Origin of the sequence: Curtobacterium sp. MCBD17_003, assembly GCF_003234885.2 — a bacterium.
Lineage (GTDB): Bacteria > Actinomycetota > Actinomycetes > Actinomycetales > Microbacteriaceae > Curtobacterium.
The window spans coordinates 429,765-443,441 of sequence record NZ_CP126275.1; the positions used below are offsets into that span (position 1 = coordinate 429,765).

At 71.2% G+C, this 13,677-nt stretch carries 11 protein-coding genes; 8 read left to right on the plus strand and 3 right to left on the minus strand.

Annotation, left to right across the window (positions count from 1 at the left end; genetic code table 11):
• The first annotated feature begins 11 nt into the window (after positions 1-11).
• From purN to DEI88_RS02155, 6 genes are all read left to right on the plus strand, one after another.
• Positions 12-605: a phosphoribosylglycinamide formyltransferase gene (purN, locus tag DEI88_RS02130; protein ID WP_111072774.1), complete on the plus strand. Its 594-nt coding sequence runs from the start codon at positions 12-14 to the stop codon at positions 603-605.
• Complete coding sequence (purH, locus tag DEI88_RS02135) at positions 602-2,266, plus strand: bifunctional phosphoribosylaminoimidazolecarboxamide formyltransferase/IMP cyclohydrolase (protein WP_111072773.1); 1,665 nt, start codon at positions 602-604, stop codon at positions 2,264-2,266. The genes purN and purH overlap by 4 nt, the downstream gene beginning before the upstream one ends.
• A 452-nt stretch (positions 2,267-2,718) precedes the next feature.
• Positions 2,719-4,530 (plus strand): ABC transporter ATP-binding protein, encoded by a 1,812-nt coding sequence (locus tag DEI88_RS02140; RefSeq protein WP_111048992.1) that lies wholly within the window; start codon positions 2,719-2,721, stop codon positions 4,528-4,530.
• 167 nt (positions 4,531-4,697) lie between these two features.
• Entirely contained in the window at positions 4,698-6,506 is a 1,809-nt protein-coding gene (locus tag DEI88_RS02145; RefSeq protein ID WP_111035599.1) for an ABC transporter ATP-binding protein, read from the plus strand.
• Between the two features lie 133 nt (positions 6,507-6,639).
• A complete protein-coding gene (locus DEI88_RS02150) occupies positions 6,640-7,860 on the plus strand; it encodes an IS30 family transposase (RefSeq protein ID WP_502866970.1) in 1,221 nt (406 codons plus the stop codon).
• A 101-nt stretch (positions 7,861-7,961) separates the two neighbouring features.
• Complete coding sequence (locus DEI88_RS02155) at positions 7,962-8,486, plus strand: DUF805 domain-containing protein (protein WP_111072531.1); 525 nt, start codon at positions 7,962-7,964, stop codon at positions 8,484-8,486.
• Positions 8,487-8,507: 21 nt separating this feature from the next.
• Here the strand turns inward: DEI88_RS02155 and DEI88_RS02160 are convergent, their stop codons facing one another.
• From DEI88_RS02160 to DEI88_RS02170, 3 genes are all read right to left on the minus strand, one after another.
• Positions 8,508-9,656, minus strand: a complete 1,149-nt coding sequence (locus DEI88_RS02160; protein WP_111012195.1) for a glutathione-independent formaldehyde dehydrogenase — start codon at positions 9,654-9,656, stop codon at positions 8,508-8,510.
• Positions 9,657-9,760: 104 nt separating this feature from the next.
• Positions 9,761-10,081 (minus strand): MGMT family protein, encoded by a 321-nt coding sequence (locus DEI88_RS02165; RefSeq protein WP_181434597.1) that lies wholly within the window; start codon positions 10,079-10,081, stop codon positions 9,761-9,763.
• A gap of 8 nt (positions 10,082-10,089) precedes the next feature.
• Positions 10,090-10,542: a GNAT family N-acetyltransferase gene (locus DEI88_RS02170; protein WP_111009740.1), complete on the minus strand. Its 453-nt coding sequence runs from the start codon at positions 10,540-10,542 to the stop codon at positions 10,090-10,092.
• Positions 10,543-10,666: 124 nt separating this feature from the next.
• On the opposite strand from DEI88_RS02170, the gene DEI88_RS02175 reads away from it, so the two are divergent.
• Positions 10,667-12,007 carry an ROK family transcriptional regulator gene (locus DEI88_RS02175; RefSeq protein ID WP_111072530.1) on the plus strand — a complete coding sequence of 447 codons (1,341 nt, stop codon included), beginning with the start codon at positions 10,667-10,669 and terminating at the stop codon, positions 12,005-12,007.
• 215 nt (positions 12,008-12,222) lie between these two features.
• Complete coding sequence (locus DEI88_RS02180; protein ID WP_111072529.1) at positions 12,223-13,581, plus strand: extracellular solute-binding protein; 1,359 nt, start codon at positions 12,223-12,225, stop codon at positions 13,579-13,581.
• Positions 13,582-13,677: the final 96 nt, after the last annotated feature.

Genomic DNA, 13,677 nt, shown 5'->3' on the forward strand with positions numbered 1-13,677 from the left:
GGCTGGCGACCGTGCTCGAACTGGTGGTGCTGATCTCCGGTGCCGGATCGAACCTCCGCGCGCTGCTCGACGCCGCACGGGACGCCGAGTACCCCGCACGGGTCGTCGCCATCGGTGCCGACCGCGACGCCGAAGGGCTCGATCTCGGCGAGGAGTACGGCATCCCGACCTTCACGGTCCCCTTCACGGCGTTCGCGACCCGGCAGGAGTGGGGTGCCGCCCTGGCCGAGCAGATCCGCCCGTGGACGCCCGACCTGCTCGTGCTCTCGGGGTTCATGCGGCTGCTCCCGCACGACGTCGTCGCCGAGTTCAGCCCCGCGATCGTCAACACCCACCCCGCCCACCTGCCCGAGTTCCCCGGCGCGCACGCCGTGCGGGACGCCCTCGTCGCGGGCGTGCGGCAGACGGGCGCGAGCGTCATCCTCGTCGACGACGGCGTCGACAGCGGCCCGATCATCGTCCAGGAGCGGATCCCCGTGGAGCCGGACGACTCCGAGTCCACGCTGCACGACCGCATCAAGCACGTGGAGCGACGGCTGCTCATCCAGACCGTCCTCGACATCGCCAACGGAACCGTCGACCTGAAGGAACTCGCCCGCGCATGAGCGTCCACGCCGCCGATCCCAGCCTCTACCGCGAGCGCGACCGCGTCGCCGTCCGCCGCGCGCTCATCTCGGTGAGCGACAAGTCCGGCCTCCTCGACCTCGCCGCGGCCCTCGACGCCGCCGGGGTCGAGATCGTGTCCACGGGGTCGACGGCGAAGGCCATCGCCGACTCGGGCATCGGCGTCACCGAGGTCGCCGCGATCACCGGGTTCCCCGAGTCCCTCGACGGCCGCGTGAAGACCCTGCACCCGGCCGTGCACGCGGGTCTGCTCGCCGATCTGCGGCTCGAGTCGCACGAGCAGCAGCTCGCCGACCTCGGGATCGCGCCGTTCGAGCTCGTCGTCGTGAACCTCTACCCCTTCGTCGAGACCGTGGCGTCGGGTGCGGACACGGCGACGGTCGTCGAGAACGTCGACATCGGCGGCCCCGCGATGGTGCGCGCATCCGCGAAGAACCACGCCAACGTGGCCGTCGTGGTCTCGCCGTCGTCGTACGCCGAGGTCATCGCCGCGGTCCGGTCGGGAGGCACGGACCTCGCCCTCCGCCGTCGGCTCGCCACCGCGGCCTTCGCCCACACCGCGGCGTACGACACCGCCGTGGCCGCGTACTTCACCGAGCACGTCGCGGGCGGCCCGACGGTCCATGGCGACGTCGCGCAGCCGGGAGGCCCGGGGAACGGATCAGCGGACGGGTCCGGCGCCAGCGGCTTCGCACCGACGATCCAGCTCGAGGGCTCGCTCGCGGCGGGTCTCCGCTACGGCGAGAACGCGCACCAGGCCGCCGCGCTCTACACCGCCGCCGACGGCCACGGCATCGCGCAGGCGACCCAGCTGCACGGCAAGGAGATGTCGTACAACAACTACGTCGACGCCGACGCAGCGCTCCGTGCCGCGTACGACTTCACGGAGCCGGCGGTCGCGATCATCAAGCACGCGAACCCCTGCGGCATCGCGGTCGCGGCACCCGACGCGGCCGACCCGATCGCCGACGCCCACGCCCGTGCCCACGCGTGCGATCCCCTGTCGGCGTTCGGCGGGGTCATCGCGGCGAACCGCCCCGTGTCGCGCGGCATGGCCGAGGCCGTGGCGGACATCTTCACCGAGGTCGTGATCGCACCCGCGTTCGACCCCGAGGCCGTCGAGATCCTGTCCGCCAAGAAGAACATCCGGCTGCTCACCCTGCCGGCCGACTTCGCCCTGGCGCCCCGCGAGGTCAAGCAGATCTCGGGCGGGTTCCTCGTGCAGGACGCCGACCGGTTCACGACGTTCGACCAGGCGACGTGGGACCTCGTGTCCGGGGACGCCGCGGACGACGCCACCCTCGCGGACCTCGCGTTCGCGTGGAAGGCCTGCCGGGCCGTCAAGTCGAACGCGATCCTCCTGGCGAACGCCGGGGCGAGCGTCGGCGTCGGCATGGGCCAGGTGAACCGGGTCGACTCGTGCCACCTCGCCGTCACCCGGGCGGGCGACCGCGCCGCGGGGTCGGTGGCCGCCTCGGACGCCTTCTTCCCGTTCGCCGACGGGCTGCAGGTCCTCATCGACGCGGGTGTCCGGGCGGTGGTCCAGCCCGGCGGGTCCGTGCGCGACGCCGAGGTGATCGCTGCGGCGAACGCGGCCGGCGTGACGATGTACTTCACGGGCGAACGCCACTTCTTCCACTGACGCCCGCCGCGCCGCCCCGGGCGACACGCCGCACCGCATTGCATCGTGCGACTGCCTGCGAATAGTCTGTGAGGCTCCGACCGGCCTCGACACGCCCCACCAGCGCGGCCCGGTGGTCGGCGTGACGATGACGACGACTGGAGTGACGATGAACGCGATGACCAGCACCCTGGCTCCTGCCGGCCTGGACGCCTTCGGAGTCGTCGCCCCGTCCGTCGAGGGACCGACGTTCCGCTAGTCGCCCCCGCGGGGACCAGCACGCCGCCGACGGGCCACCGGTCCGCCGCTCGCGGCGCGTGACGCCTCGGCGTCCGCCCCCGCCCGCCCCACCCGGCCACGCCCGTCGTCACCATGACGTCGGGCGGAGGTCCCGCCTCCCGGCCCGCCCGACGGGTCGGAGGTCGCATCAATCCGCACTCCGGTCCCGACCGGTTCGACGATGAGGTCTCCCCATGTCGAGAACGCCCGCTGCAGCAGCGCGTCCGTCCACCTTCCGCGCCATCGCGCGGATCTACCCCTACGTCCAGCCCGCGATCGGGCGCATCGTGCTCGGTATGGTCGCCGCGATGGTCGCGTCGCTCGTCGCGCTCGCGATCCCGTTCGTCCTGCAGGCCCTGGTCGACGGGCCGCTGAAGTCCGGCGACCGTGGCCAGATCGTCCCCGCGGGCCTGGCGGTGCTCGGCCTCGGGGTGCTCGAGGCCCTCATGATCGCCGCGCGCCGTCGCCTGGTCCTCCGGCCGGGCACGTACGTCGAGTCGCGCATGCGCAACGCCCTCTACGCCAAGCTCCAGGACCTGCCGGTCGCGTTCCACGACCGGTGGCAGTCGGGTCAGCTGCTGTCGCGGTCGGTGTCGGACCTCAGCCTGATCCGACGCTGGTTGGCGTTCGGCATCGTGCTGCTCGTCGTCAACATCGTCACGATCATCGTCGGCTTCGGCGTGCTGTTCACGTGGAGCTGGCTGCTCGCGCTCATCTTCATGGTCGCGTCGATCCCGATCTGGATCAACGGCCTCGTGTTCGAGCGCAAGTACTCGGTCGTCGCCCGGCGCAGCCAGGACCAGGTCGGTGACCTCGCGACGAGTGTGGAGCAGTCGGTGCACGGCATCCGCGTGCTCAAGGCGTTCGGCCGCGGCCGGTACAAGCTCGACGAGTTCAGCGAACAGGCCGAGCAGCTCCGGGGCACCGAGATCGAGAAGGCCCGGGCCATCGCCGGCATCTGGCTGTGGCTCCTGCTCGTGCCCGACGTCGCGTTCGCACTGTGCCTGCTCGCCGGGATCTGGCTGGCGTCGCAGGGCCACCTGACGGTCGGGGAGCTGTTCGCGTTCTTCTCGGCAGCGGCGGTCCTCCGGTTCCCGATCGAGTCCATCGGGTTCCTGCTGTCGATGACGTTCGACACCCGGACCGCGGTCGATCGGTTCTTCGAGGTCATGGACTCCGAGAACACGATCCAGGACCCGGAGCGCCCGCGCACGATCACCGACCCCCGTGGTGCGTTGACGTTCACCGACGTGCACTTCCGCTACCAGGACGCGCCCGCGGGCACGCCGGACCTCGTCGACGGGGTGGACCTCGTCCTGCAGCCGGGCGAGACGATGGCGCTCGTCGGGCTCACCGGGTCGGGCAAGACGACGTTGCTCGCCCTGGTGCCGCGTCTGTACGACGTCACGGGCGGCTCGATCACGATCGACGGTGTCGACGTCCGCGAGCTCACGCGCGAGGAACTGCGGCACCGGGTCGGCGTCGCGTTCGAGGACGCCACGCTCTTCAGCGCCTCGGTGCGGGACAACGTGCTCCTCGGCCGCCCGGACGTCTCGGGGGACGAGGCCGAGGCCCTGCTCCGCGAGGCGCTCGACGTCGCGCAGGCGGAGTTCGTCGACCGGCTCCCGGACGGCGTCGACACCCGCGTCGGCGAGGAGGGCCTGAGCCTGTCCGGCGGGCAACGGCAGCGGCTCGCACTGGCCCGGGCGATCGCCGCCCGACCGAGCGTGCTCGTGCTCGACGACCCGTTGTCGGCGCTCGACGTCGACACCGAGGCCCGGGTCGAGGCGGGACTCCGACGCGTCCTCGCCGAGACGACCTCGCTCATCGTCGCGCACCGCCCCTCCACCGTGACGTTGGCCGACCGGGTCGCGCTCATGCAGGACGGGCGCATCACCGCCGTCGGGACGCACCACGACCTGATGGCCACGAACGACCACTACCGCTACGTCATCTCCTCGCTCGACGAGGACGACGCGACCGCGCGAGAGGAGGCACTGGCATGAGCGACCCCCAGCGGACGTCGGCCAGGCCGGACGCCCCCGGCGAGCCCGAGGACGAGTACCAGACCGAGTTCGAGGAGCGGGCCCAGCCCGCCACGGACACCGCACAGCCGGGAGGCCCGGCCGCCGTCGTCACCGCGGCCGACGACGGGCAGCCGGTCACCGCCTCCATCACCGTGCGCGGTGTGCGCGGCGAGGAGCGGGAGCACTTCACGAAGGCCGAGAGTCGACGGCTCCGGCGTCGGTCGCTCGCGCTCATGCGCTCGCTGCTCGGACCGCTCCGGCGCGACCTGTGGACGATCGCGATCGTCGTGGTGGTGTCGACCGGCGCGCAGGTGGCCGGTCCGACCCTCATCGCGTACGGCATCGACAGCGCGCTGCCGTCGGTGCTCCACCGACAGGACTGGCTCCCCGCGTACCTCGTGGTGGCCGGCTACATCGTCGTCGCCGTCGCGGGCGCGCTGCTCACCGCCTGGTACACCGTGCTCGCGGCGAAGATCAGCCAGAAGATCCTGCTCGACCTGCGCAAGCGCGTGTTCCTGCACACCCAGCGTCTGAGCCTCGAGTTCCACGAGACCTACACGTCCGGGCGGATCATCTCGCGCCAGACGAGCGACCTCGACTCGATCCGCGAACTCCTGGACTCCGGGCTGAACCAGCTCATCCAGGGCGTGCTCTACATGGTGTTCACGGCCATCGCGCTCGTGTCGCTCGACCCGACGTCCGGCCTCGTACTCGCGATCGCCCTCGTGCCGCTGTGGTTCCTGACCCGGTGGTTCCAGAAGCGCTCGCAGCAGCTGTTCCGGGCGACGCGTGTCACGAGCGCCCGGGTGATCGTGCACTTCGTCGAGACCATGACGGGCATCCGGGCGGTGCAGGCGTTCCGCAAGGAGTCCCGCAACCGCGACGAGTACGCCGGGTACGTCGAGGACTACCGCGCCGCGAACGCCAAGGTGTTCAACCTGTTCGGGACGTTCGACCCGGGCCTCGTGCTCATCGGCAACGCGACGCTCGCGGCGGTCGTCATCATCGGCGCGTTCCGCGTCGTCGGTGGCTCGCTCGAGATCGGCGCCCTGCTCGCCGTCGCCCTGTACGCCCGGCGGTTCTTCGACCCGGCCGAACAGCTCGCCATGTTCTACAACGGGTACCAGTCGGCGTCCGCTGCGATGGAGAAGATCTCGGGCGTGCTCGAGGAGGAGCCGAGCGTGCCGGACCCGGTCCGGCCGCAGCACCTCGCCCAGGCGAAGGGCCGCGTCGACTTCGACGACGTCGTGTTCGCGTACAACGCCGAGACGGTCGTGCTCCCCGAGTTCGACCTGCACATCCCGGCCGGTCAGACGATCGCGCTCGTGGGGTCGACGGGCGCGGGCAAGTCGACGCTCGCGAAGCTCATGGCGCGGTTCTACGACCCGTCACAGGGCTCCGTGCGGCTCGACGGCATCGACCTGCGCGATCTCGACCCGCGGGACATGCGGCGCGCGATCGTCATGGTCACGCAAGAGGCGTACCTGTTCTCGGGGTCCGTCGCGGACAACATCGCGCTCGGCAAGCCGGGGGCGTCACGGGCCGAGATCGAGCGGGCGGCGAAGGCCGTCGGCGCCCACACGTTCATCGAGGCGCTGCCCGACGGGTACGACACCGACGTCAACAAGCGCGGTGGCCGGGTGTCGGCGGGCCAGCGGCAGCTGCTGTCGTTCGCCCGGGCGTTCCTGGCGGACCCGCGCGTGCTCATCCTCGACGAGGCCACGGCGTCGCTCGACATCCCGAGCGAGCGGCTCGTGCAGGAGGGTCTCGAGACCCTGCTCGCCGACCGCACGGCCGTGATCATCGCGCACCGCCTCTCGACGGTCGCGATCGCCCACCGGGTGCTCGTCATGGAACACGGGCAGATCGTCGAGGACGGCACGCCGGACGACCTCATCGCGGGTACCGGCCGGTTCGCTCAGCTCCACGCGGCCTGGCGGGACAGCTTGGTCTGACCCGCCGGCCCCGGTCCGGCCGGCCCCGCGCCGGCCGTCCCGTCCCGGTCCTCCCGCCGAGATCGCAGAACACGCCGCTCACGTCCTGGCGGTTTCAGCTGGTGAGTGCAACGCCTGAGGTTCGGGAGTTGTCGTGGCAACGCATGCGTCGTTGGTGGTTCGGGCGTCCGCGGTCGGGTCGCTGATCGATGGGGAGTCGGCAGGGTCGGTTGCGGGACGGTTCGGTGTGCCGCTGCGGACGGTCACGACGTGGGCGATGCTTGCGGGCGTGGAGCTACAGCGAGGTCCTGATGGTGGCGCGGTCCGAGTTCGTCAGCTCGTCCCGGGTGGGGTGGGTCATGGTCGGCGGCTTTCGCGGATGGACCGGGTCCGGATCGAGATCGGGCTCGGCCAGGGACTGTCGATGCGAGCGATCGCGGCGCTGATCGGCGTGTCAGCATCGACCGTCTCGCGAGAGGTGCGTCGGAGCCGGAGCGTGTATCGGTCCCGGTGGCACTACGACGCCGCGATTGGGGAGCATCTCGCTGGGCAACGCCGCCGTCGGCCGCGGCAGCGGCTGCTGGACGCCCGGCCCGAGCTGCGGGAGGCGGTCGTGGTGCAGCTGAACGATCGCCACTCCCCGCAGCAGGTCGCTGGCCGGCTGCGGGACGTGTTTCCGGGGCGCGAGGATATGCAGGTGTCGCACGAGACGATCTACCAGGCCTTGTATCTCCAGGGCCGTGGTGCGCTCCGGCACGAACTCACGGTCGAGAAAGCACTCCGCTCGGGTCGGACCGGTCGGTTGCCGCAATCGAAACTACCCAGGCGCAGTAGCAGGCCCTGGCTTGAGGGCGCGCGGTTGTCCGAGCGGCCCGCGGTCGTGGAGGACCGCGCGATCCCGGGGCACTGGGAAGGGGACCTGGTTGTCGGACCCCGGAACTCCGGGATCATCACCCTCGTCGAGCGCAGCACCCGGTTCGCGCTCCTGGGTCGGCTTCCCGGGAGCCGGGACTCCGACACCGTCATCGACCGGCTTGCCGCGATGGTCGCGACGCTTCCCGAGCAGCTGCGCCGTTCCGTGACCTGGGACCAGGGCACCGAGATGGCCAAGCACGCGAGGTTCACCGTCGCGACCGCGGTCCCAGTGTTCTTCTGCGACCCCCACTCGCCCTGGCAGCGGGGCAGCAACGAGAACCTCAACGGCCTGCTCCGGGTGGATTACTTCCCCAAGGGCACCGACTTCAACACCGTCACCGACACCGAGCTCCAAGCCGTACAAGACCAACTCAACCGCCGACCCCGCCAGACATTGCGCTTCCGCACCCCCGCCGAGAAACTCGACGAGTACATCCAACGCGTTGCACTGACCGCCTGAGACCGCCCCTCATGTGAGCGGCGTGTTCTGCGATCTCGGCGACTCCGGGGACGGCGCGGGGGCGGCGCGGGGGCGTCCCCGGACAGGGCAGGATGGTCCCCATGAGCGACGGTGCCCGACCGACCACGACCCGACCGGACCGGACGGGAGGCCCCGCTGCGGCCCTCCCGATCGGCGTGCCCTGGTACGGCGCCCCGCTGCCCGTCGCCGTCCGCCGGTTCTGGCGCGGCTACGTGGTGCTGCGGGGCCGCGCGAGCCGCAGCGAGTGCTGGTGGTGGCTGCTCGTCGCGGCGCTGGTGGGTCTCGTGTTCGGCATCGTGGCCGGGATCGTCTTCGGGGTCACCGTGGCCACGCTGCCCTCGGGCACGACCACGAGCGGCGTCCCGGACGGGCCCGTCATCGCGATCGTCGTCGTCGTGGCCGTCAGCGCGGTCTGGGGCCTCGCCACGCTCCTGCCGACGATCGCGCTCGGGGTCCGACGCCTGCACGACACGGGACGCAGCGGGTGGTGGCTGCTGCTCGACCTCGTCCCGGTCGTCAACCTCGTGCTGCTCGTACTGCTCGCCCTGCCGACCGCCCCGCGGGGCGACCGCTACGACCTGGAGGCCGGGCCCGCGACCGCCTGACGGCCGCGGCCCGGCGACCGGTCAGGCCGAGGCGGGGTGCAGCACGACCTTCGTCCAGCCCTCGTCGCGGGCGTCGAAGTGCCGGTACGCGTCCGGTGCCTGGTCGAGCGGCAGGTCGTGGCTCACGATGAAGGACGGTTCCGCCTTGCCCGCGGCGATGAGGTCGCGGAGCTGCCGGTTGTACCGCTTGACCGGCGCCTGCCCGGTGCCCATGTGCTGGCCCTTGAAGAAGAACGTGCCGTAGTCGAGCGCGATCTGCCCGTTCTTGGCGAGCTCGTCCGAGGCGCCCGGGTCCTGCGGCAGGTAGACACCGACGACGCCGATGCCGCCCGTGAACCGCACGGACGCGATGAGGCGGTTCAGCACGAGGTTCGGCTGCTCGTTGCCCTCGGGGTCGTGTGCCTGGTACCCGACGGCCTCCACACCGGCGTCCGCCCCGAGCCCCATGGTCTGGTCGAGGACCGCCTGGACGGGGTCGACCTCGGCGTCGTTGATCGGGATCGCACCGATCGACTCCACCAGACGCAGGCGGTCCGGCTGCCGGTCGACGACCATGACCTTCGCGGCACCCTTGATCGTGGCCGACAGTGCCGCCATCAACCCGACCGGGCCGGCGCCGTACACGACGACCGAGTCGCCCGGCTTCACCCCCGCGAGCTCGGTGCCGTGCCATCCCGTGGGGAAGATGTCCGACAGCATCGCGTAGTCGTTCTCCTTCTCGACCGAGTCCTCGCCGAGACGGAGTGCGTTGTAGTCACCGAACGGCACGCGGAGGAGCTCCGCCTGCCCGCCGCGGTACGGACCCATGTCCGCGTAGCCGTACGCCGCACCGGCCGTCTCCGGGTTCGGCTGCGTCGTCAGGCAGAAGCTCGACCAGCCGCGCTCGCAGTTCTTACAGAAGCCGCAGCCGATGTTGAAGGGGAGGACGACGCGCTCGCCGACCGAGACCTTCTCGACCCCGGAGCCGACCTCGATCACCTCGCCGAGGTTCTCGTGACCGAAGACGCTGCCCGGCTCGATGTCCGTCCGGCCGTCGTACATGTGCAGGTCCGACCCGCAGATGTTCGTGGCGGTCACCCGGATGAGGATGTCGGTCGGCTTCTCGATCCGGGCGTCGGGGACGTCCTGGACGCTGACGTCGCGCGGTCCGTTGTAGACGACTGCTCGCATGGTGCTCCTCCTGTTCGTCGCCGGACGACGGGAACGCCCGGCCCCCCGGGACGGTACGCGCGGCGCAGGCCGACTCCGGTCAGGGTGTGTCCCCCGCGAGCGGTTCAGGAGGGCGACCAACGCGCCCGACGCATGTCGACCCTCCAGGTCGGTGTCCCCGGCCGGAGCGGGGTCCCCTCGGTGCGCCAGTGCTCGAGGGCGCGGGCCTCGTGCTCGACGGGCGGCAGGCCTCCGGCGCGGACGACGCGCCACCACGGCAGACCGTGGCCCTCGTGCGCCATGACCCGGCCGACCTGCCGCGACGCCCGAGAACCGAGCACCGCCGCGACGTCGCCGTACGTCATCACCCGGCCGGGCGGGATGCCGCGGACCACATCGGCCACCGCGGCGCCGAAGTCCGTGCCGGGGTCTCCGGGCTCGTCCACCACCGGGTTCAGAGTGTCAGGGCGGCGAAGTGCTCCCCGTACTGGGTCTCGCCGATGACCTGGAACCCGATCGCGCGGAAGAACGGCTCGGGGCCGTCGTCGCCGGGCTCGAACATGACGGTCAACCGGTCGAACCCGCGCGAGCGGGCTTCCTCTGCCAGGCCGTGCACGGCGAACCGGCCGACTCCGCGGCCCTGCGCCGAAGCGGCGACGTTGAGCCGCCAGATGCAGCTGCGGAGCTCCTCCTGGCTGTTCTCGGCGTCGAAGTTCCCCATGATGAACCCGACGACCTCGTCGCCGTCGAGCACCACGCGCGGCCAGGCCGTCGTCGGTCGGACGTAGGCCTCGGCGATGGAGTGCGACACCGGCTGGACGTACTGCTCCTGCCCTGGCTTGAGCGTGAGCGAGTTCGCCGCGACGATCGTCGCGGCGGAGAGGGGCTCGAGGCGGAGGTCCGTCATGCCGGTCAGGGTAGCGGTGCTCCTGCGAGCGGACCAGAGGGGCTGCCACGAGCTTCCGGAGAACCAGGACGCCCGGGCGTGGCGGGTCGGGCGATAGGGTCGGCCCCGGACGAACGGAGGAGCGATGGCCGAGCATCGACGCGGTGCCAACCTCCCGGCCATCGGCGGGTTCAACCGCACCGTGGTCCTCGACGCGATCCGCCGGAGCACCGACGGGTTGAGTCGCGTCGAGCTCGCCGACCGCACGGGGCTCAGCCCCCAGACCGTGTCCAACGTCACCCGGCACCTCATCGACGCGGGCATGGTCGTCGAGTCGGGCACCGTGGTCGCGGGCCGCGGCAAACCCCGCACGATCCTCCGACTCGATCCCACCAGTCGGTACGCCGTCGGTGTCCACGTCGACCCGGCGGTCGTCACGAGCGTGCTCCTCGACCTCACGGGGGCGGTCGTCGCCGGGGCGAGCGTCCCGACGCCCTCCGCGGCGAACCCGGACGACGTCGTGTCGACGATGGCCGACGCGGTCGAGCGACTCGTCACCGATGCGGGCGTCGACCGCGCGGCAGTGCTCGGCGTCGGGGTGGCCTCGCCCGGACCGATCGACCCGGAACGGGGCGTCGTCCTCGACCCGCCGTTCCTGCCCCGGTGGCGGGACGTCCCGGTGCGCGACGCGCTCGCCGCGGCCACGGGCCTCCCGGTCCTGCTCGAGAAGGACGTGACGGCCGCCGCCGTCGGCGAGATGTGGCTGACCGACGAGGCGTCGGCCCGGAACTTCGCCTTCGTGTACTACGGCACCGGGTTCGGCGTCGGGCTCGTGATCGACCACGAGCCGCTCCGCGGAGCGGGCGGGAACGCCGGCGACGCCGGCCACATCATGATCGACCAGGGCCTGCTGGCCGAGCTGCCCGAGGGACCGGCCGCGCGCCGGATGTCGGACCGTGGCAGCCGGGGGGTCGGCACCGCGCCGGTGACGACCCGGGCCACCCGGTCGGGGGAGGGCCGGGCCGAGGTCGGCGACACCGTGACGCCCGAGCGCCTGGTCCGCTTCGGCGCCGCGGCCGGACTGGACATCGGCGCGCCCTGGGCGACCGGGGACGGCCCCACCGACGTGGCCGCGGTCGACGCCGCGTTCTCCGAGCTGTCGGCCCTGGTCGCGGAGGGCGACCCGATCGCGCGAGCGATCGCCGCGGCGGCCGGCACCGCGATGGGCCGTGCGGTCGTGGTCATCGTCAACCTGCTCGACGTGGACCGCGTCGTGTTCGGGGGACCCTTCTGGTCGCGCATCGCCGTGGAGGCCCTGCCCGCGGCCGCGCAGGCGATCGCGTCGTCGCCGGTCCTCGTGGCGAAGCACCCCGTCGTGGTCGAGCAGAGCGAGATCGACGAGGACGTCACCGCCGTGGGAGCGGCGTGTCTGGTGCTCGACACGACGTTGTCGCCCCGGGCCTCCACCCTGCTCATCGACCGCTGAGCGCCGCCCCGGCCGCCCGTCGGCCAGGCAGCCCCCTCTCCGCGAAATCGTACTCGTTGTCGCTCTGAGCGCGTGCTGAACGGCAACGAGTGCGATCTCGCGGGATCGGGGCGAAACGCACCCCCGTGGTGCTTGACAAGCATTAAGTCCATACGGTGGACTAATCGCGGACCGGGCAAGGGAGCCCGAAGCGTCCTGTGGAGCAAAGGAGCACCATGAAACGCCCTCGTCTCATCGCCGCGGTCGCAGCAGCAGCGGTCGCAGCCCTGGCCCTGGCCGGGTGCAGCAGCTCGGGATCCTCGAGCAGCGACACCATCAAGATCGCGTACCAGAAGTTCGGCAGCTTCCAGCAGCTCGACCACCACATGAAGGACGTCAAGGCGGCGTTCGAGAAGAAGTACCCGAACATGACCGTCGACCTGGTGCCGATCCAGGCGCAGGAGAACGACTACTACACGAAGCTCGCGCTCATGAACAAGGCGTCGGCCACCGCGCCCGACGTCATGTACGAGGACACCTTCCTCGTCAAGGCGGACGCGCAGGCCGGGTACCTCCTGCCGCTCGACAAGTACACGGCCAAGTGGAGCGACTGGAGCAAGTTCTACACGAACGCCAAGCAGGCGGGGCAGGGCGTCGACGGCAAGACCTACGGCGTCCCGATGGGCACCGACACCCGGGCCCTCTGGTACAACAAGGACATCTTCAAGAAGGTCGGGCTGCCCGTCCCGTGGCAGCCGAAGACCTGGCAGGACGTCCTCGACGCGGCGAAGACGATCAAGGCCAAGGACCCGAGCGTCATCCCGTTCCACATGTACTCGGGCAAGCCGCAGGGCGAGGCCTCGACCATGCAGGGCTTCGAGATGCTCCTGTACGGGGCGGACGGCAAGGGCAACACCCTCTACCAGAACAAGAAGTGGGTGACGGGCTCGAAGCAGTTCGTCGAGGCGCTCCAGTTCGTCAAGGACGTCTACCAGGGCGGCCTCGGCCCGACACCGCAGCAGGAACTCGACCCGAACGTCGGCACGACCGTCGCGAACACGTGGCTGCCGAAGGGCCAGCTGGCGATCGACCTCGACGGTTCGTGGCAGTCCGGCACGTGGCTGAAGACCGGGACGGCCCCGTGGTCGCAGTGGTCGAGCGTGCTCGGCCAGGCGCCGATGCCGACGCAGAACGGCCAGGCCCCGGGCTACAACAGCATGTCCGGTGGCTGGACGCTCGCGGTCGGGGCGCATTCCGGGAACCCGCAGGCCGCGTTCAACTTCATCACGATGGCGTTGGACAAGCAGGGGTCACTCAAGTACGACATCCAGAACAGCCAGATCGCGGTGCGCAGTGACGTCGCCGAGGACCCGACCTACGACGCGTCCAACCCGACGTTCAAGTTCTTCTCCGGACTCGTGGAACACACGAACTTCCGCCCGGCGACGAGCGACTACAGCCAGATCTCGAACGCCATCCAGGTGGCCATGGAATCCGTGATGACCGGGCAGCAGACGCCGAAACAGGCGGCTGCGACCTACGACAAGGCGGTGATCGGGGTGGTCGGTCAGGACCACACCGTCCAGATCAAGTAGGTGGGCCGGCCGGGAGGGCGCCCGCCGCTCAGCGGGATCGCGCCAGCGATCCGCGGCGGGCGCCGGGCGAGCCTGCGAGCCCGGACGGGCCCGCAC